The sequence below is a fragment of the Anatilimnocola aggregata genome, assembly GCF_007747655.1.
GTDB lineage: Bacteria > Planctomycetota > Planctomycetia > Pirellulales > Pirellulaceae > Anatilimnocola > Anatilimnocola aggregata.
Genome location: NZ_CP036274.1, coordinates 5,987,758 through 6,011,551, shown reverse-complemented (window position 1 = coordinate 6,011,551; position 23,794 = coordinate 5,987,758). Strand labels below are relative to the sequence as shown.

Below are 23,794 nucleotides of genomic sequence, written 5' to 3'. Positions count from 1 at the left end.
TTGTTGATCGGCAGGGGAGTTTTTACGATGGTTCGGCAAACTGGCTTCTGGTTCGCGAGTCTTGCACTCGTGCTGGCGTTATCGTGGACGACCACGCTTGCGGCGGCGGATTCTACCGATCAAGCGCTCGATAAGTTCGTCAGCGAATTGGCCGCTCGCAAAGAGCTGCCCGCTGAAGCCCGCGAGCAGATTGCTGAGTTGGTCAAGTCGCTGCGGGCCGATCCCGAAGGAAAGTCGGTCGCAGTCACGGAGGCCTTGCGAGCGATCAGTCCCGAATATCAACAAGCACTGACCGACCTGGGTGACGAAAACCTCGCCTCCGCCTTGCCAGCACTGGCCAAGTTGACGAAATCGACCGACCCTTGGCTGGCTGCGGACGCCGCTTACTTTCTCGCTCGCGGTTACTTGATCGGCGAGCGGTTTGAGTCGGCCATGCCACTCCTCGAAGACCTGCGCGGCAAGTTGGCAGATCGCTCGACGCATCAGGGCGAAAGCCTGTTCCTGCAAGGGGTCGCCCAGATCCAACTTCTCAAGCACAAAGAGGCCATGGCCTCTCTAACCACGTTTTTGAAGGACTACCCCGCTTCGCCCGAAAGGATGCGGGTCGCAGCCTTTCGCCAGATTGAACAACTCAAATTGGTCGAAGAAGGAACGCTGTCCGATGTGCAATTGCGAATGGAATACAGCCGCCGCAAACTGGGCTTGGAAGACACCGGCAAAGAAACTCGGGATCAACAGGACCGGATCGTCGACATGCTCGCCAAGTTGATTAAGGCCGCCGAAGAAAAAGAGTCGCAAGGCAAAGGAAAAGGCGAAGGGCAGAAAAAGCCCGGCGAGCAACAGGGCGAAGGAAGCGAAGGAGAGAGTCAGGGACAAGGGCAAGGTCAGGGCCAAGGTGGAACACAAGGTGGCGGCAGCAAGGGAACCGATTCCGAGGCCGTCAAGCGACTCCATCGCGGCGGCCCACAAAGCCCCTGGAGCCAATTGCGCGACAAAGATCGTGATCCCGTTTATAGTGCCATCAAGGAAAAGTTCCCCGGTCGCTATCAACAGCTGATCGAACAGTATTACAAGAGCTTCCAAGACCAATCGGAAGGTGGCTAGCCAAGCCTCAATGGCAGGGTGAGTTTACCGTCATCAACTAGAACGTTGCCCGTACGGGCAAGTATGATAGAGGCATGGTGTCTCGCGATTTTCCAACTCGACCGTCAGCTCCGGCAATCACTCTGCCGTCGCTGTTGCTATTCTTCGTCACCTCCGTTGCCGCCCAGCAGCCCGTAGCGGGACCACAAATCACGCTGCTCGACGGCAAGACCTATTCTGCCGCAGACTTGAAGGTGACGGCCGCCGGTCTCACCGCTCCAGCGCTCCCGGCTGGCCTCACGCTTGATGATGTGCGGCTGATTACATCTACCTCAGCAACTCCGCTTCCTCCGGTGGAGAAGCCCGAGATCTTGGTGGAACTTGCCGGCGGCGGCAGTATCGCTGCGAAGCAAGTGACGATTGCTGACGACCAGTGCATCATCGCGTGGTCACTGGGCGAGCCGCTCAAGGTGGCCATTGATGCCGTCCGCGCGATTCGCTTTCAGCCGACGGTCGTGAATGACGAGTTCGGCAAATCGCTAGCTGCGCCAGCTGCCGACTTGGATCGCGTGTTCGTCACACTGGAGGGAAAGATCGACAGCGTTACCGGGTTGGTGAATAAATTGACAGAAACGGAACTGGCGGTTGAGCTTGATGGCCAGGTTCGCAACCTGCCGCGCGAACGAGTCTTTGGCGTCGTCGTCGCGCTCGCTGCTCCCGAATCGCGGTTGCCACGTTGCACATTTCAATTGCGTGATGGTTCCATCGTCGGTGGCGATTTAGTGTCGTTAGAGGCCGGTAAAGCCGAAGTGCAAATCGCGGGTACGAATAAAATCGAGATCCCCTGGGAAGCAGTGCAACGCGTCACGGTTCGCTCAGCGCGAATTGCTTATCTTTCGGATCTCAAACCTACGGCAGTTAAGCAACTGGCTTTTGTCACGCTGGCCCGCCCCTGGCAAAGGGATCGCAGTGTGACGGGTCGCACCCTGACGCTGGGGAGCCAGACGTTTGAAAAAGGGATTGGCGTGCAGGCTCAAAACGAACTGACCTTCGACCTGCCGGACGATTACGAAGTGCTGGCTGCGACGATCGGCATCGATGCCGACGCCGGCGGCAAAGGGGACTGCATCTTTGAAGTCCATGTCGACGGCCAGCGCCTGTTCTCCGAACGAGTGCGCGGCAGCGATCCGCCGCGCGATATTCAGGTTCCCGTTGCCCGCGGCAAGCAACTGACGCTCTCCGTTCTGCCGGGTGCCGATCTCGATTTGGCCGATCATGCCGATTGGGCCGAAGTCCGCTTGATGCGAAACAAAAAATGAACACGCTCCAGCCTTCGGAATGTTTTCGCTGGTTACTTTTGCTTGCGCTCTCGGTCGTTCTTTGGAACGGCCAGCCCCCGTCTTTTTCTCTGTACGCTGCCGACGACGAGCCTACCGCCAGCGAATTGGCCGCCATTCGGGCCGCCGAAGAGGCACGGATCTCGGCCATCGACTCGATCTACGGTACCGTCGTCGCCATCTACGGCAACGACCGCAAGGGTGGCGGTTCCGGTGTGCTGTTCGATCCCGCAGGTTTTGCGCTAACGAACCATCACGTCGTTGCAGCTGCCGGACTGGATGGCTGGGCGGGGCTCGCCGATGGCAAACTTTATCGCTGGAAGTTGATCGGAACCGATCCCGGTGGTGACGTCGCCATCATTCAATTGCAAGGCCAAGACAAGTTTCCTGTTGCCCCGCTGGCAGATTCCGAGAAAGTTCGCGTCGGCGACTGGGCCATGGCGATGGGCAATCCTTTTGTGCTGGCCGAAGATCAGCGTCCAACGGTAACGCTGGGCATCGTCAGCGGCGTACATCGCTACCAGCCCGGTTCCGGGATGAATCAACTGGTTTACGGCAACTGCATTCAGGTCGATAGCTCGATCAACCCGGGCAATTCCGGTGGGCCGCTGTTCAACTTGCGGGGCGAAGTGATCGGCATCAATGGCCGTGGCAGTTTCGAAGAACGGGGCCGCGTCAACGTCGGACTCGGTTATGCAATCTCCGCGAATCAGGTGCGCAACTTCATTCCCGAATTGCTCGCCACCAAGATGGCCCAGCATGGCACGCTCGATGCGCAGTTCGGCAATCGCCTTGGCGGCGTGATCTGTCAGTCACTGAACCTCGACTCTGCGGTGGCCAAAGCGGGGCTCGAACTGGCCGATCGCCTGGTATCGTTTGAAGGAGTAAAGATCAACGACGCAAATCAGTTCACGAACTTGGTCACCATCTATCCTGCCGGCTGGCCCGTTACACTGACTTTCGAACGCGAAGGTGTGCAGAAGACCGTCACTGTTCGTCTGACATCGCTACCATACGAACCGATCGTCAAAGAGCAGCCCAAGATTCAGTCGGTGCCCGAGAAACCAGCTGAAGAAAAGAAGCCGGAAGAGCGAAAACCCGCGGACAAAAAGCCGGTTGACGACAAACCGGCCGAACCGACTTTTCAGGAAGAGAAACAAGGCGAAGCGAAGAAAGACGAAGAAAAGAAGGATGAAGAGCAGCCCGCAGAGAAGCCGCAGCCCAAGAATCCTGCTCCTCAAATCAAAATGCCGGCCCAGAAGCCGAATTTTGGCAAAGCGGGCCAAATTCGCGATGCCAAATTAAATGATACCATCGCGCGCGAAATCGCGGGCCGCTGGCAATCTGCCGCCAGGGCTGATGGGTTCGTTGACTCCACTGATTTCGGTTTGACACTTCACAGCGATGTACTTCGTCAAGAAGCAAAAGTCGGAACCCAGTCGCTTACCTTCACCGCTGGGGGCATGGTCCTGGCTCGGTATGAAATCGATGGCAAGGTGACGATTGCAGGCTGCGATGGCAAAACGTATTGGCTGCAGACAGCTGACAAGCCTGCGCAAGAAATCTCCGCCGCTAAAGCCCATCGCGATCCGCATTTTGCGCAGGCAACCGTACTCGCCGGACTTCTGCAAAAAGAGCTATGGCAAGCAGCAGGCAAGCTGGCCCTCGATGGCTCCGATAAGGCAGCGGGGCGGCTCTGCTATCGCCTGTCACTCACCGACAAAGATAGTGAGCAACTGTTCGTGTGGCTCAGCGTGGTCAACGACAAACTGCAGCCGGAGATTCAACTCGTGAAATCGGGTGTCGGCATCGAAGACGATGAGCCGATCGCCAGCACCATTTATCGACAATGGAAAACAGTGGCGAACCTGAGTGTGCCGCACGAACGAACGTTGGTTCGCAAACTCTCCGAAGAAGAACTGCTGCGGATCGTCACCACCAATGTGACAACACTCGGCAAAGTCGAGCCAGAACTTTTCCAAATGCCAAAGTGAATCGATCAGCAATCCCCGTTGTTGGGAAGGAATTCGCAGATGCTCACTCGAATCACCGCACTAAGCATCGCCTTACTCTGGGCGGCGAGTAATTACGGCCTGTTCGCTCAAGAATCGGAAGACACTGGCCCCTTCGATGCCGCAGTGGCAGCCGCTCAAAAGCGCGTAGTGAAAATCTACGGCGCGACGATTGGTCGCACGCCCGGTTATGCCACGGGCATCATCATATCTCCCGACGGTCAAATTCTCACCGCCAATGGAGTTTACCTGGGAGAGGGGAGCGTTCGCGTCACGATGCCTGACGGTAGCCAACAGCCGGGCGAAGTCGTTCGCCGTAGCCAATCGCTGCAGACCGCCCTGCTGAAAGTAAGCGTGCCGACACCCGACTACTTCGCCCTGCCCGAACAGCCCGCAGCGAAAAAGGGAGACTGGGTGCTGGCCATCAGCAATGCCTTCAAAGTGGCTGAAGGGTCCGAACCGCTGAGTGTGAATATTGGCGTGCTTTCGCTTCGCGTGCGGCTCGACGCGCGCCGCGGTTACAACGACTTTCCTTACGAAGACGATGTCTTTTTGATCGATGCCATCACCAGCAACCCGGGAGCTGCAGGGGGTGCTGTGGTGAATTCGCAAGGAGATTTGGTCGGACTGATCGGGAAAGTTATTGAAGGGAAAACGACCGGCACGCGGTTGAATTATGCAGTGCCGGCTGACTTGCTGGCGAAGTTTCTGCGCAATGAAGAAGCAGCCCCGTTGGTAGCGGCTACACCAACGGGCCAGAAGGGCGAACTGGGCATTCGCTTGTTTGCCCTGGGGGGGCGGAAGAGCCCGGCCTACATCGACCGCGTAGTCTCCGGCAGTCCAGCTGCCGAAGCGGGACTGAAAACCGACGACCTGGTAGTTGCGATCAACGGAGAAGTCGTTCGCGATTCGGGCGATTATCGTCGCCTGGCCGATGGGGTCATCGCCGGCGAGGAAGTAACCGTCGAAGTAAAACGAAAGAACGATCTGCTCAGCGTCAGGCTTAAGCCCACGCTGATAAAGACATCGATTCCTTCTCTCAACCTGCCGTAGCAAATTGCCTGGAAAGTGGTCAACCTGTCGGCCATAAAATGAGAACCTTGATGAACCGCACGCCTTCCCTCCGAATCGCTCTTGGCTGCCTGACCGCGGCGCTAACCGCATCGTCCATGCTCGCCGCGCAAGAGACCGCCGCTGATGCCAAGGCGCAGCAGTTGAAGATTGCTCAAGGGACGTTGCTTGCCCCCAAGGCCTTTCGGGCGGCTGCCAAGAAAGTACTGCCGTCGCTGGTAACCATCGAATCGATCGGCGGGCTATCTTCCGGCATCTCCGCCGCTGGCATTCAAGCGCCCGGCGAAGGACCAACGAGCGGCGTCATCATTTCACCCGATGGCTACATTGTCACCAGCACGTTCAACTTCATCCGCAAACCGCCAATCATTACCGTCACCCTTTCCACTGGCGAGCGCAAGGTTGCTCAATTGCTCGGTCGCGACGAGACTCGCAAAATCTGCGTGCTGAAAGTAGAAGGCGTGAACAACTTGCCTGTCGCCGCCTGGTCTGATCGCAAAGATTTGCGAGTTGGTCAATGGACGGTCGCGCTTGGCACTGGTTTTGGTGGCAACGAGCCGTCACTAACGGCGGGAATCATCTCCGCCACTAGTCGCATTGGCGCCAAGGCGATTCAGACCGATGCGAACCTGAGCCCCGCCAATTATGGCGGTCCACTCATCGACCTCGACGGCCGGGTGATTGGCATTTGCGTGCCGCTCAATCCGCAATCGCGCGACGAAGGCTCCGGCGTTGATTGGTACGACTCGGGAATTGGCTTCGCCGTTCCACTCGCCGGCAACGACAAGGTGCTTGAAGCCCTCAAGGCTGGCAAGACTTTGCAGCCCGCGTTTCTTGGTGTGCAAAGCGAGCCCAAGGGAACTCCACCCGTCGGTGCTACTGTGATGAAGGTAGTACCCAAATCTCCCGCCGAAATTGCGGGCATCAAGGAAGGCGATCGCTTGCAGGCTATCGATGGGACCGAGATCCTTGATGTGACTCACCTCCAGTCGGTCATCGCGCGGTACAACGCGGGTGACAAAGCCCAGATCAACATTCAACGCGGCGACGAAAAACTTGATTTGACAGCTGAATTCGGCGTCCCGCCCACCCAAGCTAAACCTCCCGTCAAGACACCCGCGAAACTGATTCCCGGCAAGCAGCCCGAGAAGAAGCCGGAATAGCAGCGCTGTTGAATGCCAGCTGTTGTCGCACTCCTGTCCTGCGCCAGTAGTGTTCTATGAAACCAAGTTCCTTGCCTTGCCCGAGTCTGGCGCAGTTCCTCCTTTTGATTGCATCATTCGCATTCGTTATCGGCGTCGTAGCTGTGGCCACCGCCGAGGACTGGCCAGAATTTCGCGGGCCAACTGGGCAAGGGTTGGTACCTGGCGGACCCTGGCCAACGGTGTGGAGTGCCACGAATGCAGTCGTTTGGAAGCAACCGATTGAAGGGAAGGGCTGGTCGTCTCCCATCGTCTATAAGGGCCGCCTCTATCTGACAACTGCCGTATCCATTGGCGGCGACCCAATCGACCATTCACTGCGCGCCGTGGCTCTCGACGCGCAAACGGGCCAACTGCTGTGGACGACCGAAGTTTTTCGTCAGGCCGGTAAGACTGCGGCCAAAATTCACAGCAAGAACGGGCATGCCAGTCCAACGCCCATCTGCGACGGCACGCGGCTCTATCTTCACTTCGGCCATCAAGGAACAGCCGCTCTCGACCTGAATGGCAAGATCCTCTGGCAGCTAACCGATTTGAAGTACATTCCGGTATATGGCAACGGCGGCTCGCCTGCTCTGGTGGCCGACATGCTGGTGTTTAGTTGCGATGGCGAGGACCAGCAGTTCTTGATTGCCCTCGACAAAGCCACCGGTACGACGCGTTGGCGCATGGATCGTAAATGCGATCTGGAAAACAAACAAGCTTTTTCGACGCCCCTGTTGATTGAAGTCGCAGGCCAACAGCAGATCATCAGTCCCGCGGCAGGCGCGATCATCGCCTACGAACCTGTTACTGGCCGTGAAGTCTGGCGTGTTCGCGCGCCCCCAGATGGTTACTCGAATGTACCTCGCCCGCTCTCTGGTCACGGGTTGGTGTTCGTTTCCGATAGCGCCGATAAGCCTCGGCTGCTCGCCATTCGTCCCGACGGTCGTGGTGACGTGACCGATACGCACGTTGCCTGGACGGACACGAGCGCTCTCGGGTTGACCGCATCACCGGTTCTCGTGGGAGAAGAACTTTATGTCATCTCCGATCGCGGCGTGGGGACCTGTCTCGATGCCAAGACTGGCAAAATCCATTGGCGGCAACGAATCGGCGGCGACTATTCGGCATCGCTGTTGCACGCCGCTGGTCACATTTACTTTCAGAATGAAGATGGCGTTGCTGCCGTCGTGAAGGCTAGCAAGAAGTTCGAACTCGTTTCGAAGAACGACCTGGGAGAAGCTGTGCTGGCTTCCTACGCTGCCGCCGATGGTGCCTTTTTCATTCGCGGCGAGCGGCATTTGTTCCGCATCGGCAGCCGCTGAATCACGCAGGCCCGTGAAGCCGTTGCGGGTGGTTGAACGTTACTCAAACATCCGCTGGTCTGTTTCTTTCGGCTTCTCGATCGGTTTGATCTGCAGATGTTGATAGGCTTTGGTCGTGACGACGCGGCCGCGCGGCGTGCGGACGACGAGTTCACTGCGCAGCAAGAAGGGCTCGACTTCATCAGAGAGTGTGTCGGTGGCTAGATTCATGGTATGAGCCACGGCATCGACACCGACGGGCCCGCCACCGAAAACGCGAATGATTGTTTCCAAATAACCGCGATCTTGCTTGTCGAGTCCCAAGACATCGACGCCAGCCATCAGCAGGGCCGCGCGGGCCACTTCCAGCGTGGCGCTTCCGCCAGCTTTGCTGTCGGCATAATCTCGCACCCAGCGCAAGCGATTATTGGCGACGCGCGGTGTACCGCGGCTGCGGCGGGCAATCTCGACCGCTGCCTCGTCCGTCAGCGGAATCTGTAATTTGCGGCTGTTGCGGCGAATGATCTCGACCAGTTCCTCGACCGTATAAAAGCCGAGGTGCTCGCGAATGTGGAAGCGGTCCCGCAGTGGCCCGGAAAGCATCCCCGCGCGCGTCGTCGCACCAATGAGTGTGAATTGCTTCAGTTTCAGGTTGATCGTGCGGGCGTTGACTCCTTCGCCCAGGACGATATCAAGCCGAAAATCCTCCATCGCCGTGTAGAGATATTCTTCCACGGGCTTAGGCATGCGATGGATTTCGTCGATGAACAGGACAGCCCCTTCTTCCAGATTCGTCAGATAGGGAATCAGATCCTTCGGCGCCTTCAGCGCTGGGCCGCTGGATGTCACCAGCGGCACGTTCATTTCGCGGGGAATGCAGGTGGCGAAGGTGGTTTTGCCGAGTCCCGGCGGACCATCGAACAGAATATGTCCCAGCGGCTCGCCGCGCTTGCGGGCAGCATCGAGCACAATGTCCAGGCGTTGCATCACCTCGCGCTGGCCGACCATATCGGCGATGCGTTGGGGGCGCAAGTCCCGTTCTGGGTCTTCACCCAGGGGCGATTCGGTGACAATCGGCTCGCGGGCCATCCACGTCCATCCAGTGAACAGTTGTTGACGAATGTTCGTCAATATACTGCACGCCCCGGGGCTTCAGTAGGTCACTTGGCCCACGGTTTAATTGCCCCGCAGTTACCCGCGCATAAAAAAGCGAGGCACTCGCCACCTTCGGCAAGTGCCTCGCGTGTTCCCTGGCGGCGAGTTGGAGTGACCCGTCTCGACCGCCAGTCGGAAAGCTTCATCGTGAAGCGCTTGTGCGAGCGATTGACCCAGAAATCGCTCGCCAAAGCTTGGTTGCTTCGACCCAGGAGGGAGGGTTGTCATTCATTCCCGCAAACGAATGACGGACGATGAAGCTTTCTATTGTTCGTGGATGTAGCGCCTGGCATGCAGTTGCGAGGTAGATCGCAACTGCATCGCTTGTGATGTCGTGCCGGTGCGGGGCGAGGAATACCAAAGCACCGGCACGGAAGCAATCGCAATAAAACACTTTTTTGCGTGCGATCCCTGCCAGAGGCGGTGGTTCCGGCAATCAGCCAAAGATGCGCAATTGAGGGCGAGTTTGGACGGGAGTTGCTTGCTCGTATAGCCACTTGCGGGCTACTTCGCAGTCATCGTGCGACTGTTTGCCGCTGCCGATTCGTTGACCTTGGCGATCGCCCTTGCCGGCGATCAACACCGTATCGCCGGGGCGGGCCGATTCGAGGGCAAAGCGGATGGCCTTTGCGCGGTTGGGGATCGTGTGCGTCAGGTGGGGCCGCTCATGACCATCGAGAATATCGTGAGCGATCGATAGCGGCTGTTCGTGGCGCGGGTTGTCGCTAGTAATGATTGACAGTTGCGTACAACGATCGAGGACGTGACCGATGCGCGGGCGAGTTTCCTTGTCCTTGCCCCCTTGGCACCCCATCACACAAATGATGCGGCCAGTTCCAGCCTGGCGGAGCGAACGCAAGCTTGCAGCCAGCCCTTCGGGCGACCGCGCCGAGTCGACAAAGACGTTGAAGTTCTGCCCACACTCGATCCGTTGCAGGCGGCCGGGAATGAATTTCACGGCTTCCAAACCACGGACAATCGTGGCTAAATTCATGCCCAGTGCCAACCCTGTGGCTGTCGCGGCCAGGCAGTTCTGCACATGCTGATCGCCGATGATGGCGGTGCGCACAGGAATCGATTCACAGCCGGCCTGCAGCAAAAAGGTTTGTTCGCTGGGGCAACGTTCGATGACGGTTGCCGTCACTTGAGCATCGCTGATCATGCCGAACGTGAGGACCGGCAGGTCGACATTGCTGAGGGCCTGCTCGCTTTCGACATCGTCGGCATTGAAGACCGCAAAGCCGCCTGGCTTGAGCATTTCGAGCGACCGCAGGTTTGCCCGGCGGAAGTTTTCTTCGCTGCCGTGCCAGGATTGCTCGCTCCGTTTGAGATTGGTGAGTACGACGGCATCGAACTCCATTCCCGCGGCGCGGCGCTCGGCGAGCGCCCGGCCGGAAAGTTCGACAACAGCCGATTGGCAACCTGCGAGCGTCATCCGTTCGAGCCAATGGGCCAGCTTGGGTGCCCGCGGCGTCGCGCTGGGAGTAATCACTTGCTCGAGGGAATCGCTGAGGCCGATGCTCGACAGCACGCCCACTGCTTCGCCTGCTGCTTCAAGCATCGATGCAATGAGCAAACTGGTGACCGTTTTGCCGCGAGTTCCCACAACGGCAATCGTGCGAAGTTCGTCGCACGGATTGCCCGCCAACGCCTGGCAAACTCGCCCCAGCTCTTCGCGGGTGTCTTCCACAATGCACTGCGGCACATTCAGGGGAAGCAATCGTTCAGTCAGTACGCCGACGGCTCCCTTGGCTACGGCGATGGCTGCATCGTCGTGCGAGTCGCCTTCGCTGGTCACCACGCCCACGAACAGGTCGCCGGGCTGGCAACGGTCCGCAGACGTGCAGACGGATTGAACCATGATAGCGCCGCGGGTTAAACGGGCGGCGGGAAGAAGATTGCCGAGCGATACGCTCGCGCGCTGCTGGGTCACACTCATGCCAGGCCTCCTTGCCTTGGAATGACTTGCCTCGATCAGAATTACGTTGCTGGTGAGTCAGCTATTCCGCAGTCCCTCGGCCATCCTGGCTCTGGCAACTGCGGCTTTCACGCTCGCGGGTGAGGTGAAAACCTACTGCACCAACAGTGAATGTGATTGTTGGCATTTCGGCCAAACGGTCAAGTCGAACTGACTCCCGCGGCTGAGCTTTGCTCAGCAATATGCTAGCCTGGGCCGCTGGCAATATTCATCGCTTTCTCAGCCCCCGCGATTCATCCATGCTCGAATTAACCGAAGCCACTGCTGCAGAAGCTCTGTTTCAATCGGGGAGAATTGGTTCGGCAGATGGAACCCGCGTGCGTGAGCTCTCGGGGGGCGTCTCGAATGTTGTACTACTCGTGGAAGAATCTGGGCAGCGGTATGTCGTGAAGCAAGCCCGCGGCAAACTGCGCGTGCAGGCCGATTGGCAATGCAGCATCGAACGAATCTGGCGCGAGGTCGAAGTGCTAGAAGCAAGCAGATCGTTGCTCGGTGCCAAAGCGAACGAGCTTCCCGAGATTTTGTGGGTCGACCGACCACTCTACGCCTACGCAATGACCGCCGCTCCGGCCAACAGCCTGACTTGGAAGGAGCAATTACTCGCCGGTTCCTGTTCGCCAGACATAGCGAGTCGCTGCGGAGAAATACTTGGGCAACTTCACGCGCAGAGTTGGCACGATGCGGCGATCTCTGAGCAATTCGACGATCGAACTTACTTTCGCGAATTACGCTTGGAGCCTTATTATTCCCAAGCGGCGAAGAACTACCCGGCGCTTGCCAAGCCGTTAGAGGTGCTGATTGATCAGACGTGGCAGCAGCGACACGCGCTGGTGCATGGCGACTTCAGTCCCAAGAACTTGCTGGTGTCCAGCGATACCAGAACGCTTCAGATCATGCTGATTGACTTCGAGGTGGGTCATTTCGGCGACCCAGCCTTCGATCTTGGCTTTTTTCTCACGCACCTGACGCTCAAGGTGATCCACCTGCCGCAGCACTCGGCGAACATCCTGCAGTTGATCAAGGCCTTTTGGCAAACTTACGCGCGCCGCATGCAAGCAACTCTATCGAAGCTGGAGCTGCAAGAACTTGAGCAACGGACGGCCATGAACCTAGCGGGTTGTCTGGTGGCGCGGGTGCACGGTAAGAGCCCGGTCGACTATCTGACTGCAAATGACAAGCAGGCTGCCGTGCAACTCAGCGAGCGGTTGTTTGCGTTGGGCGAGCAAGCAACCTGGCCAGCGGTTGGGGCTCAGTTGAACGCCGTGGCAGTCGCTAGAGAATGATACGATCAGCCACAATCGCCTTTACACCGCCGGCGAAAGGCGTGACGAAGATCACAGCCGGGTCGTCGCTCTTCGCCATGATTTCTCGGCGCAGATGATGGGGCTGCAGATCGACGCCCCGTTTCTTGATTTCGAGTTGTCCCAAATGATGCTCGCGGCAATAGGCTTTCAGCTTTTTGACGTCGAACGGCAGCACATCGCGAACCTTAAAGGTTGCCAGCAGTGGATTCTCAATCGGCGAAGCACCGGTCAAGTAGCCACCGCCGGTGGTAATACCGGAGAGTTGAAACGCAGTTGCGAATGCGCCTGCCAGTTGCGCAGCAAGGATCGTGGCATCCGGTTCGTAGATATACGCGTCGAATTCTTCAGCCGGCGCGACAACTACAGCCGCTTCCCCCGCGAACGAAGTGGCAACACCGGCTGCACTCACAATGGTGGCCACATGTTGCCCCGGTCGCTGGGCCAGATTGCCGAACCACAAGACTTGCTGGCGACATTCACCGCGACTGCCAAGCCACTGGCGCTCGTGGGCTGGCCATTCCGCCCCATTCACGTCAGCTGCCGGGGCAATTTTCATGGCACCATGCGGATTCACTTTTAGCAAAGCATGGAGAAAATCGGGCCCCGGTTCGTAGTCGGCCAGTTGAATTGTCCTTTCGCCGGTCGGACGACGATCCGGGTCAATGTGCCACGCCTTGGCGTCTTGCACCGAGTTTGCTGTCGCAAGGTCATTCACTGCCCGACTTGCCGTGCGATCAAAGGCCCGCAGATTGCAAGCTGCGAAGTGCGATGTGACTGCGTCGGCGTCATACCCTGCGGCAATGCCTTTGGTCGCGAATGCGAGCAAATCTCCACCGACACCGCAGCACAGATCGACAATCATTCGTTCTGTCGTGCCTATTTCTGCAATGCGAGTCGCCTTGTGCGCGGCAAGGACTTCGTCGGTCGTTTGCTCCAACCCTTTGCGCGTGAAGAACATCTTTTCAGGCTGCGAGAACTTGGCCCGCGCTCGACTGCGCAATTCGACCTGTTCGAGCAGCAAGTGAGCTCGCGAGGCACTTTGCGATTTGCGCAAACTGGCCGCGAGGCGTACATCGACTTGCCCGCCATTGCCCAATTGTTGTTGCAGATCGCGCAGCAGCGGCGCGGCAAGTTCCGATGTCAGCCAAAGGTAGTCTTCGGAGTCGTGTTGATTGGAATGATGAGCCGACATGCGAAACCAGGTTTGCCCAATTGCCGGACGTGAAAAATCAGACGATCATACGCGGCATGACTTCGCCCGTCGATCTGCTGGGAATGTATCTGCACTTAGCCCGCACCGCTGCCCAGCGGCAGCGCCCACTCGTGCGAGATCGCCTGCTAGTGCTGGCCGCCGCAATTGCCTCCGACCTGCAATTGCCCGCGATTGCCGCGTGTTGCCGGGCTCGAGTGCTTGAGCATAACCCGGGTCATCTGCTGCAGCGCTGGCCGACGGTCGCGGAAGCCAGCGAATACGAAGAGTTTAGCACGCTGCGCCGTCAGTTGGTCCGCAAGTATTCGCCCGAGCGAGCCGAGCAGTTGATGCAGTCGCTGAAAATCGAATGGCATTCGGAACGGGCCGCTTATTACAGCGACGAAGAATATGCCGCCGCGCTGTTAGGGCTGACGGTCGACGATCTGGTCCGGCAGTATGGCATGGGAGGCATATAACGCTCGCCGGCCGATTCCCAAAAAAACAGGGTTGTTTCGTCGATAAAGAGACGGGGTGTTGCCGCCGCAATTGCTCCCCATCTGGCGACCGAAATCAACTCTCTACAGATCACAGCTATAGACCAGTGGGAAGCCGCGATGTTCAATCGGGGAATGCTGTTCTTGATCGTGCTTGGTGCGGCGATCGTTGTCCCTTACGTCATGTTCGACGATGGCCTCTCGAAAACGGCCAAGAGCGAATATCAGCGCTTCTTCGGCGGTAGTGGAGCGACTGCCGACAGCAGTTCCAGCAGCTTCTCCTGGTTTCAGAACCAGCCACCGCAATTGCCGCTCGATCAGGGCCCCGCGTTACCTCCCGTCAGTCTGGAAGAAGCGCTGCGGATGGACATCAGCCCGGTCTGGGTTACGTCTCGTTGGGCACGAGTGAGCACGGTGTTAGGCGACACCGATCAAATGGGCATGCGCGTGGCACTCGTCAGCGGCACCCAGTCGCACGACGTGGCGGGCTCGCTGACTTACTATTTCGATAAACATCATCAGCTGCAGCGCGTGACGTTCACAGGCTTGACCGGCGATGAAAGCCGAGTCATCACTCACTTGATGAACAAGTTTGGGCTGCGTCCCGTCCCGACTGTTGCCGCGGGGCTCTACCAAGCGCCTGCTGGTGCCGGCAAAACGAGCATGGCTCAAGTCAACCATTTGCCCGTCGTGCGAGCATCGGAGGCCAATTCTCGCTGTGAGCTCGCCGTCGACCTCTATCGCCCCGGGCCGATCGTCCCGGTTTCGGCCGCTAAGCAGCCAGAGCAACCACGCGGTCAGAATACACCTGGCCCGCGCATTTGGTAGGTAAAGATCTGTGCCTACATGAGTAAGTAGCCCGACGCGCCGGCGAGGGAGCTATTCTGATTTTCCGTTCACTTGCAATGAACCCTAGGCATAGTAACTCCCTCGCTGACGCGTCGGGCTGCGTGAATGCAAAAAGGCGAGCCTGCTTAAGCAGCTCGCCTTCAGTCTGTCGATCAAGCTCAAGTAATCTGGGGCATGGTGAATACACCTTAGCCCCAGCGACCCGAGTCGGCCTTAGTGACCAAACTCAGGACGGCGACGGCCGAGCTGTGTTTGCAGGCGGGCGACGATGCTGCTGTGCATCTGACTGACCCGGCTTTCGCTCAGGTCGAGCGTCGCGCCGATTTCCTTCATGGTCAGTTCTTCGTAGTAATAAAGAATGATGATCAGGCGTTCGTTCCGATTCAGCCCCTTGGTGACGAGACGCATCAGGTCATTCTTTTGAATCCGCTTGGTCGGATCCTCGCCCTTTTTGTCTTCGAGAATGTCAATCTCGCGGACGTCTTTGTAGCTGTCGGTTTCGTACCACTTCTTGTTCAGGCTGATGAGATTGACCGCCGAAGCTTCGGTGATCATCCGCTCAAGTTCGGGCACCGGCAATTCCATGTGTGCCGAGAGTTCGAGCACCGAAGGATGCCGGCCGAGGCGGGCTTCCAGAGTCTTGGTGGCTTCGCCGAGTTTGCTGGCCTTGCTGCGAACGAGTCGCGGCACCCAGTCCATCGTGCGGAGTTCGTCGAGCATGGCACCGCGAATACGCGGCACGCAATATGTCTCGAACTTGACGCCGCGATTCATGTCGAAAGCGTCGATGGCATCCATCAAACCGAAGATGCCAGCCGAAATCAGGTCGTCGAGTTCCACACCTTCGGGCAAGCGAGCCCAGATTCGTTCGCCGTTGTATTTGACGAGCGGAAGGTAGTTCTCAACCAGCCGGTTTCGATGTTCCTTGCAGCTTTGATCCGCCTTGTAACGCTTCCATACTTCATCAATCTCGAGAACAGGTGCTGCAGCAACAGGGGCAACCGTGGTGGTCGTCATTCTATCCTCCGTGATAAGGCTTGCGGCGAAAGGGGTAGCTCGCGCTCGCAACCGACCCGTCGCACATCATGCGCGACGTTTTCCGTGGGGGGTGTTACTTCACAGCAGCGCCAGTCGACGACTGACGTTGCTGCTCCAAGGCAGTCAGGAATTTCTGTCGGACCCCTTCGGCGATGAACGATTCCGCCAATTGGCCCGCCACAAATCCGACTGCTGCAAATCCAAACATGGCACCACAAGCAACGAGTAGGGTAGCTTCGACTCCGCCGCCGGAGATCGCCCCGCGGCACAGCACCAAAGTGCAGGCCAACGGTCCGAGTACACCAGCGTAAGCTCGCCCCATCATTTTTTGTTTTGCCGATTAACTTTGTGCAAACGATACAGTTTGACTCGTACAAGCGCTTTCACGCTTGTCCCATATTCGGCTACCAGACCCCTCGAAGTTGAGCGGAACTGGTCTTTTTGTTTCTCCAAGTTTCTGAATGCGGCGAACGTGAATTGGTTGAAGTTACAGCGGCTTCCGATCTCGAAAACGCGCTTTAACTTGGTGACTTTGGGATCAGGCTACGCGACGGATTTCCTGTTCTGGAAGTGCTTCGTCGTGAGCCAGGAGTGAGTCGGCCAGGTGATCGATCGAACGACTCAGCGGCGACTGCGGAGCTAGCAACAGCACCGGCACGCCGTGACACGCCGCTTGCTTGGCTTGCAGGTCGCCCGGCAGGTCGGTCGCCAACTCTAGCGAGACACCCAAGAACCGCTGACACGATTGATCGATACGGCGGAAGACGTCGGCCGCTTCGGCCGGTCCTTCCGCTTGATTCACGACCAGTTGCAAGCGCGAGCTCGTTGCAGCAGGCGCGAACATGGTTTTGACGGCCGAGTAAGAATCCATCACCGCCACGACATCGGGACTGGTGACGAGCAATATTTCATCGGAGCAAGCCCATAACTGGCGAGCAAGTTCGGTCGGCGCACTGCCGGCATCAACAACCACCACGTCGACATGCTTGCTGAGCGAGTGAAGCTGACGCAGGAACCGCTGTTGAGCCTTGGGAGTGCAGGCTGCGCTCGAGTTTTCGAACGCGACACCGGGCACTAATTGAATGCCCCCCGGACCACGCTGCAATACTTCGTGAATGTCGCGCCGCGAAGCCAGAACTTCGCCCAGATTGGGAGAAGTTGCGCAACCACACAGCAGGGCCGCATCGGCGTGTTGCATGTCGGCATCGATGAGTACGGTTCGCAGGCCATGGCGGGCAAGAGCCACTGCGAGATTGACCGTTAAAGTCGTCACGCCCAACCCCGACTTGCCGCCGGCAATCACGATCATGCGCGACTGCGTACCGTCGACTCCTGCCGCCGATTGGCGGAGGACGAGGTTTCGCAATGGGTCGGCCTGATCACGCATGGTGGATTGCTTAGGGTTGCTGGTCGTGTTGTCGCTGGTCGGCTCTGCCATGACTGAATGGGTTCTAAATCAAAACTGGCTGGGCCAGGGAAGCGCGGTTGCTACTTGGCAGGCAGGAGCAGCCGCGGTCAACAGTTGGGTTGGTTAATTCACTTCGGCAGTACGAATTCCCGTCAAGCTGCGGGCCAACATGCGGCGATCTGCCGCACGTATATCGTCGGGCACGTTCTGACCATGGGTGGTGTAGCTGAGTGGTAGCGAGGTCTCGCGCAGCAAGCCCGCCAGGCAGCCGACTTGCGGCAATTCGTCCAGCTTGGTCAGCATCAGCGAAGTCGGGCTGACACTCGCATAGGCTCTCATTGCCAATTGTTGGCAAGCAGTGCTCGAAGTGGCGCTGAGGACAAGATGAACTTCGTCAGGATCGGCAATCGCCAGCAGATTTCGTTGTTCGGCAATCCGCATGGCATCTCGCGGGCTGCGACCGGTGGTATCGATGAGCACCAACTGGCAGTCGGCAAGTGCAGCGAGAGCCGCGGCCATTTCGCGCGGCGACGAAGCAACTTCCAGCGGCAAGTTCATGATGTCGGCATAGGTCTTTAGCTGATCGACGGCTGCGATGCGGTAGGTATCGATCGTGATCAAACCGACGCGGCGCTGCTGATTCAGGCGGAACTGAGCCGCCAACTTGGCAACGGTCGTGGTCTTTCCCACGCCAGTTGGTCCGACGAGTGCCACAATGCGGCGTTCACCGGCGGGCAACTGCAGTGGCCCGCTGAGAGGAATCTCGGCTTCGACGTGGCGAAGCAAGCGATCTTCCAACTCGGTTGCGGTGGCATTGGGAAATTGAGCGAGATAGTCCTGCAACTGGGCCAGCCAGGCAGCGGAAGTCGCTTCTTCTACGCCGGCCAAATGCAACTGCTGGCGAATGGTCGCGAGCAACTTGGGCTTGGCAGCGGGTGCCGGAGCGTTACGCGAACACTGCGCGTCGACTTCGGAAAAACCAGCTTCGTCGTCTTGTTGCAGCAACTCACGGAACCGAAGGCGGTAATCGGCGAAGTCAGTCGGCTGCGAGTGCTGGGCCGATTCAAAGCCATTGGTGGGCTCAGGAATCGACTCGTGGACGTCGTGTTCGAATCGCGATGCTGCAGGCAAACGGCTGGGAACATCTACTTCGTTCGAAGCTGTGACTTCGATTTCGGTTCGGCCGAACCAGCGCATGAGCCCCGCGCCGACTTCGCGAGTATGCAGCACGGCTGCATCGTCGCCCAGATCGGCGCGTACCAACCGCAAGGCTTCTTGCAGTGAGCGGGCTCGGTAAGTTCGCAGGTCCATGGCTGATTTGTTTCGTCGCAAAAATGAAAACTACTTGTCAGTGTCGGGAATGATGCCCATGATCTCGACCCGCGTATCGCGAGTGATCTCGTTAAAGCTCAGCACCACCAGGCGAGACAGGTTGCCTGAGGTCATCTGCTTAAGACCCGCGCGAATCTGGGGGCTGACGAGGACAATCGGCTTGTGGCCGCCACGCGTCAGCTTGGGTAGTTCGGCAGCAATCTTGTCGCAAATCTTCTCGATCGTGTTCGGCGGCGTCCGGACAAATAGCCCACGTTCGGTGTGGTCGATTCCCGCGGCGATCTTATCTTCGAGCGCGGGGTCCAACGTCAAGACGAACAATCTGCTTTCGTGGTCGCGATAGCGCGTGCAGAGCGTGCGGGCCAGACGATGACGAACGTACTCGGCCAGATAGACCGCGTCTTTGGTCTTAGCAGCAGTGTCGCCCAGTGTTTCCAGAATCAAGCTCAACTGCTTGATCGGCACCTCTTCTCGCAGCAACATTTGCAGCACTTGCTGCACGTCGTGCAATTTCATCAGGCCGGGAATCAACTCGTCGACTACGGCTGGGCTGATCTTCTTCAACTCGTCGACCAGGTGCTTGGCGGCATCGCGAGTCAGCAATTCGTCGGCATGACGCCGCACCAGTTCCTGCAAGTGCGTAGCGAGTACAGCGGTCGGTTCGACAGGCGTGTAATTCAGCATCCGGGCCCGCTCTTCCAAGCCTGGATCGATCCACACTGCATTTTGCTGAAAGGCCGGATCCTTCGTCTCAATGCCCGGGATCTTGCCAGTTGTCACACCGGAATCGATGGCCAGCAGTTTGCCGGGATACGCTTCGCCAGCTGCCACTGGATTGCCAGCGATCTTGATGCGGTACTGATTTTCGCCGAGGCGGATGTTATCGCGAATACGGACCTTCGGCAAAATGATGCCAATTTCGGCCGCCACCTGCTGACGAACCGCAGTGATGCGGGGCAACAAATCGCCACCATATTTGGGACTTGCCAGGCGAATGAGGGCCGCTCCGATTTCGATTTCCATCGGATCGATGGCCAGGAAATCTTCGATCCGCTCTTCCGCGGGCTTCACAGCTTGTTGCTCAGTTTTTTCCTGGTCGGCCTGACGTGTCTTTTCAGCCTTGGCTTTGTTCGTCAGCATCAGCGACAAACCAAAACACCCGGCACCAATGGCGAGAAGGGGAATCGTCGGCAGACTCGTCAGAATCAAAATGCACAAGAAGCCGCCAGCGACCACCAGCGAGCGCGGATTGCTGAGAATCTGTCGTAAAAACTCGACGGGCAGGTCACTCTTCTGCGTGCTACGGGTGACCAACAAACCTGCCGCAAGTGAGATCAAGAATGCTGGAACCTGGCTGACGAGACCATCACCAATCGAAAGCTTGGTGAAGACTTCGGCTGCTTCCGAGAGGTCCATACCGTACTGAAACACACCGATGACAAAGCCACCGACGATATTCACGAGCGTAATGATGATGCCGGCGATGGCGTCGCCGCGGACGAACTTACTGGCACCGTCCATCGCTCCATAAAAGTCGGCCTGTTGCCCAATCTCTTCGCGGCGGCGCTGAGCTTCTTTTTCGTCGATGATGCCAGCGTTCATATCGGCATCGATGGCCATCTGCTTGCCAGGCATGCCGTCCAAGGCGAACCGCGCGGCCACTTCGCTGATGCGGGTAGCACCCTTGGTGATCACCATGAACTGAATGACCACGATGATCACAAAGATGATGATGCCTACGACCAATTGATCGCCGGCCACAAAATTGCCGAAGCCCCGAATCACCCCTCCCGCAGCATCCAAGCCTTCATCGCCAGCGTGACTGAGAATGAGGCGAGTTGAAGCGACGTTTAGCACCAGTCGGGCGAGCGTGGTCGCCAACAGCATCGACGGGAAGACGTTGAACTCGAGCGGCGTCTTTACATAGATGGTCGTGAGCAGCACGATCACCGACAGGGCGATGTTACCGGCGAGCAGCACGTCCAGCACTTCGGGCGGCAACGGCACGAGGATTACGAGCAGGCTCGTAATCAACGAGATCGGGAGAATCAGATCTTGCCACCGCGAAAACCGAGACATGGATGCTTGCATTGGCCGCTGATTGGGCGGCCCTTCCCTGGAAAAGTGCTGGAAATTTCTGGGCAGACAAGAGGGCGGGAAGTTACCTGCGGTGCGACATCATGTCGAGGTCAGTTCCGCCAGCAAAGCACGCTTGTTTTTCAATCGCCAGCGGCCCGATACACGAACCGCAAACGGAGTCGTAGGGCAGTTTTTGCCGATTTCTCAAGAGCGTAACAGCGTGTCCATCTGGCATGCGCAAGTCATACTGTGGAAACGATTTGCGCATGTTTTGCGCGATTCGCTCCGCAACCAGTTCTGAAGCACGCTGTCACAAGTGTGAAATTTGTTTCGCTGGACTGAATTCCAAACTCTTTTCTCGTCCCAACTCGTCTCTTCCCAACTCCGTGGAGCTCTCTATGAACGCTTACGCAGCAGCACCGTGACCATGTTCACCAAAGGCCTCAGCTGGGAGTAAACACTGGTCAGGAACCACCGCTACACCGCCAAATTCTTCTTCAGCGCATCGGCGGCGTCGGTTGCTTGAAAGCGGAGTTGAATTTCTTTGTCGGTGATTTTGACGAGCGTGTAGCCGGGGCGATATTCGACCGGGTTATAGCCGGGGGCCTGTTTGGCTTCGAGTTGACGGTCGAGATTGTAGAGCGCGGAAGGAAAGCAGACTTCGTGTAACTTGCCGTGGTCGTGCCAGCCCCGGAGGCCGTTGTGAAAGTGCCCGTGGAATAAGGCAAGCGTGCGAGCCTCGTGCTCTTTCAGCAGATCGTAAAATTGCGTCTGTCCGCTGGCCGGTTTCACGTGCCAGCCTCGGTCGGGGTGCTTGTTGCTATGCACGGGCACATGCAGGCAGAAGAGAAGTTGCTGATGGTGCTTGGCTGCCAGCGCGGCCTGCTCGGCGAGCCAGGCCAGCTGCTGTTCGGTAAGAAAGCCGTCGTGCGAGTCGGTGTGGCTATTGTTCACCAGCACCACGCGCAGCCAATCGTACACGCTGGCCGTATCGATCTCTTGCCGCAGGTGCTTTTGAAAAGTCTCGGCCGGGTCGTGATTGCCGGGAATCTCGTGGACCGGCTTCTTGATCAGCTGACGCGCTTCCAGATAGCGCGGGTATTGCTCGTCGACACCTCGATCGACCACATCGCCCAAATGCAGCACGAATTTGCCGGGCTGCTTGTCGATAGCCGCGGCTGTCTTGCTCCATAGCTTGAGCGCCGCGTCTTTGTCCTTGTAGCCGAGGTGCGTATCGGTCACGACGACGAACTCGATCTCCGGGCGTGGCTCAGCTGAAAACGAAGCTCGCGGCAACAGCAACGACGATGTCGCCACTGCCGTCGTGGCTGACAGGAACGTGCGCCGCTGCATGGCAGAGCCCTCGCTGGTTTATTGGTTCGCCTTTTCAATCACCCGATCAATTCGCGCCAGGCAAGCTTCTTTGCCGAGCAGTTCCAGGCAGTCGTACAAGCCAGGACCGACGCTCTTGCCGGTGGTGGCTACGCGCACGGTGTGGACGACGTCGCCAATCTTGATCCCCTCTTCGTCGAGAAACGCTTTGGTCATCTCTTCGAGCGGATGCGCCGTGAAATCGCTCGCGGCGACCAGCTTCGCGCGATACTTCTGCAGGATTGCGAGCGAAGCAGCGGGTTTGACTCGCTTTTCAAAATCCTTTTCGTCGAAGACGATCTGGTCGTCGGCGATGAAGAAGAAATCGGCATAGGCAATGATATCGCCGGCCACCTTCAACCGATCGCCAGCGGCGTTAATGATCCGGGTGAGCTTGGGCGCGACATCGCACGGCGGCGGAGTTGGCAGCAGCTTGGCCGCTTGCAGGAAGTCGCACATCAGCGCGACCTTTTGCTTGATTGGCAATCGCTGCATGTGCCGGTCTTCGAAGTTCCACAGCTTTTTGCAATCGAAGCTGGCCGGCGCTTTCGTCACGCGTTCGAGCGTGAACGACTTAATCATCTCTTCGCGAGTAAAATCCTCGGTCTTGTCGTCGAGCGACCAGCCCAGCAGCATCAGATAGTTGATGATCGCATCGGGCAGATAGCCGACGTCGCGATAGAAGTCGACGATGACCGGGTTGAAGGTATCGGCCGAAATCTCCTTGCCAAAGCGGCTGACGATCTCGACGCCGTGGTCGTAGAGCCGTTTGAAATCGGGATTCTTCAAATACTGCGGGATCTTCCGCTTGCTGAGTTTGTTCTTGCTTCCCGGTTCGGCCACGTACGGCAAGTGAGCATAGACGGGCAGCGGATAGCCGAGCCCTTGCACAATGAAGATCTGCCTTGGCGTATTGGAGAGATGCTCTTCGGCGCGAATCACGTGTGTGATCTTAAAATCGTAGTCGTCCACGACACTGGCCAGGTGATAGAGGCAAGTCCCATCGGCCCGCTGAATGACGTGGTCCTGCTCGCGGGCCCAGTCGAACTCGCAAATGCCGCGCACCTGGTCGTCGATGATGCACTTCGCTTCGCGGGGCATCTTCAGGCGTACGACACCCTGACGACCTTCGGCCTCATAGGCCTGGGCCTGCTCGTCAGTCTCGGCCATCCACTTGCGGCTGTACAAAAACGGCTTCTTCTCGGCCTCGGCCTGCTCGCGCTCGGCTTTTAGTTCGTCGGTCGTGGCAAAATCGCGATAGGCATAGCCGCGCTCGAGCAGCACTTTCACAGCGGCTTGATACTGCGGCAGGCGCTGCGACTGAAAGTACGGGCCGTAAGGTCCGCGGCTATCTTTCCCATCGTCGGTGGGGCCTTCGTCCCAGTCGATTCCCAGCCATTGAAAGCCCTTGATGATCGGCAGCAGGGCCTCAGCCACGTTGCGGCCGGCATCGGTATCGTCAATTCGCAGCAGGAACTGCCCACCATGTTGCCGAGCATAGAGCCAATTGAAGAGGGCGGTCCGAACGCCGCCGATGTGCAAAAAACCAGTAGGACTGGGGGCAAAACGAGTGCGAACGGTCATCGGGCCGAAAACCTTGCGG

18 protein-coding genes are annotated in these 23,794 nt (G+C 58.0%); 9 read left to right on the top strand and 9 right to left on the bottom strand.

Annotated elements, in window-relative coordinates:
• Positions 1–27 precede the first annotated feature (27 nt).
• The 6 genes from ETAA8_RS22625 to ETAA8_RS22600 all read left to right on the top strand — a co-directional run bounded on the left by ETAA8_RS22625 (position 28) and on the right by ETAA8_RS22600 (position 8,012).
• The gene (locus ETAA8_RS22625) at positions 28–1,104 is read left to right on the top strand and encodes a tetratricopeptide repeat protein (RefSeq protein ID WP_145093701.1); all 1,077 of its coding nucleotides are present in this window, start codon (positions 28–30) and stop codon (positions 1,102–1,104) included.
• 74 nt (positions 1,105–1,178) lie between these two features.
• On the top strand, positions 1,179–2,402 hold the full coding sequence (locus ETAA8_RS22620) for an NPCBM/NEW2 domain-containing protein (RefSeq protein ID WP_145093698.1): 1,224 nt from the start codon (positions 1,179–1,181) through the stop codon (positions 2,400–2,402).
• The gene (locus ETAA8_RS22615; protein WP_145093695.1) at positions 2,399–4,414 is read left to right on the top strand and encodes a S1C family serine protease; all 2,016 of its coding nucleotides are present in this window, start codon (positions 2,399–2,401) and stop codon (positions 4,412–4,414) included. Before ETAA8_RS22620 ends, ETAA8_RS22615 begins: the two co-directional genes overlap by 4 nt.
• Positions 4,415–4,453: 39 nt before the next feature.
• A complete protein-coding gene (locus ETAA8_RS22610; protein ID WP_145093692.1) occupies positions 4,454–5,485 on the top strand; it encodes a S1C family serine protease in 1,032 nt (343 codons plus the stop codon).
• Between the two features lie 50 nt (positions 5,486–5,535).
• A complete protein-coding gene (locus ETAA8_RS22605) occupies positions 5,536–6,666 on the top strand; it encodes a S1C family serine protease (protein ID WP_202921203.1) in 1,131 nt (376 codons plus the stop codon).
• Positions 6,667–6,770: 104 nt separating this feature from the next.
• The gene (locus tag ETAA8_RS22600; RefSeq protein WP_238397502.1) at positions 6,771–8,012 is read left to right on the top strand and encodes a PQQ-binding-like beta-propeller repeat protein; all 1,242 of its coding nucleotides are present in this window, start codon (positions 6,771–6,773) and stop codon (positions 8,010–8,012) included.
• 39 nt (positions 8,013–8,051) lie between these two features.
• Here ETAA8_RS22600 and ruvB read toward each other — a convergent pair whose 3' ends face one another.
• Entirely contained in the window at positions 8,052–9,080 is a 1,029-nt protein-coding gene (gene ruvB, locus ETAA8_RS22595) for a Holliday junction branch migration DNA helicase RuvB (RefSeq protein WP_145093682.1), read from the bottom strand.
• A gap of 502 nt (positions 9,081–9,582) precedes the next feature.
• On the bottom strand, positions 9,583–11,085 hold the full coding sequence (locus ETAA8_RS22590; protein WP_145093679.1) for a Mur ligase family protein: 1,503 nt from the start codon (positions 11,083–11,085) through the stop codon (positions 9,583–9,585).
• A 278-nt stretch (positions 11,086–11,363) separates the two neighbouring features.
• Between ETAA8_RS22590 and ETAA8_RS22585 the strand changes: the two genes are divergently transcribed.
• Positions 11,364–12,407, top strand: coding sequence for a phosphotransferase family protein (locus tag ETAA8_RS22585; protein WP_202921202.1), 1,044 nt, complete (start codon positions 11,364–11,366; stop codon positions 12,405–12,407).
• On the opposite strand, the gene ETAA8_RS22580 is transcribed toward ETAA8_RS22585, so the two are convergent.
• Positions 12,397–13,620, bottom strand: coding sequence for a THUMP-like domain-containing protein (locus ETAA8_RS22580; RefSeq protein ID WP_145093673.1), 1,224 nt, complete (start codon positions 13,618–13,620; stop codon positions 12,397–12,399). The genes ETAA8_RS22585 and ETAA8_RS22580 overlap by 11 nt on opposite strands.
• 56 nt (positions 13,621–13,676) lie before the next feature.
• Between ETAA8_RS22580 and ETAA8_RS22575 the strand changes: the two genes are divergently transcribed.
• A complete protein-coding gene (locus ETAA8_RS22575) occupies positions 13,677–14,096 on the top strand; it encodes a hypothetical protein (protein ID WP_145093670.1) in 420 nt (139 codons plus the stop codon).
• 138 nt (positions 14,097–14,234) lie between these two features.
• A complete protein-coding gene (locus tag ETAA8_RS22570) occupies positions 14,235–14,942 on the top strand; it encodes a DUF6690 family protein (RefSeq protein WP_145093667.1) in 708 nt (235 codons plus the stop codon).
• A 234-nt stretch (positions 14,943–15,176) separates the two neighbouring features.
• Here the strand turns inward: ETAA8_RS22570 and ETAA8_RS22565 are convergent, their stop codons facing one another.
• The 6 genes from ETAA8_RS22565 to gltX form a co-directional block, all read right to left on the bottom strand.
• Entirely contained in the window at positions 15,177–15,980 is an 804-nt protein-coding gene (locus tag ETAA8_RS22565; protein ID WP_145093664.1) for a FliA/WhiG family RNA polymerase sigma factor, read from the bottom strand.
• Between the two features lie 559 nt (positions 15,981–16,539).
• Positions 16,540–17,439, bottom strand: a complete 900-nt coding sequence (locus ETAA8_RS22555) for a MinD/ParA family ATP-binding protein (RefSeq protein WP_145093658.1) — start codon at positions 17,437–17,439, stop codon at positions 16,540–16,542.
• A 93-nt stretch (positions 17,440–17,532) separates the two neighbouring features.
• Positions 17,533–18,720 (bottom strand): flagellar biosynthesis protein FlhF, encoded by a 1,188-nt coding sequence (gene flhF, locus ETAA8_RS22550; RefSeq protein ID WP_145093655.1) that lies wholly within the window; start codon positions 18,718–18,720, stop codon positions 17,533–17,535.
• A 30-nt stretch (positions 18,721–18,750) separates the two neighbouring features.
• Entirely contained in the window at positions 18,751–20,820 is a 2,070-nt protein-coding gene (gene flhA / locus ETAA8_RS22545) for a flagellar biosynthesis protein FlhA (RefSeq protein ID WP_145093652.1), read from the bottom strand.
• A gap of 477 nt (positions 20,821–21,297) precedes the next feature.
• Complete coding sequence (locus ETAA8_RS22540; protein ID WP_145093649.1) at positions 21,298–22,173, bottom strand: metallophosphoesterase family protein; 876 nt, start codon at positions 22,171–22,173, stop codon at positions 21,298–21,300.
• Positions 22,174–22,191: 18 nt separating this feature from the next.
• Positions 22,192–23,775 carry a glutamate--tRNA ligase gene (gene gltX, locus ETAA8_RS22535; protein ID WP_145093646.1) on the bottom strand — a complete coding sequence of 528 codons (1,584 nt, stop codon included), beginning with the start codon at positions 23,773–23,775 and terminating at the stop codon, positions 22,192–22,194.
• Between the last annotated feature and the right edge of the window lie 19 nt (positions 23,776–23,794).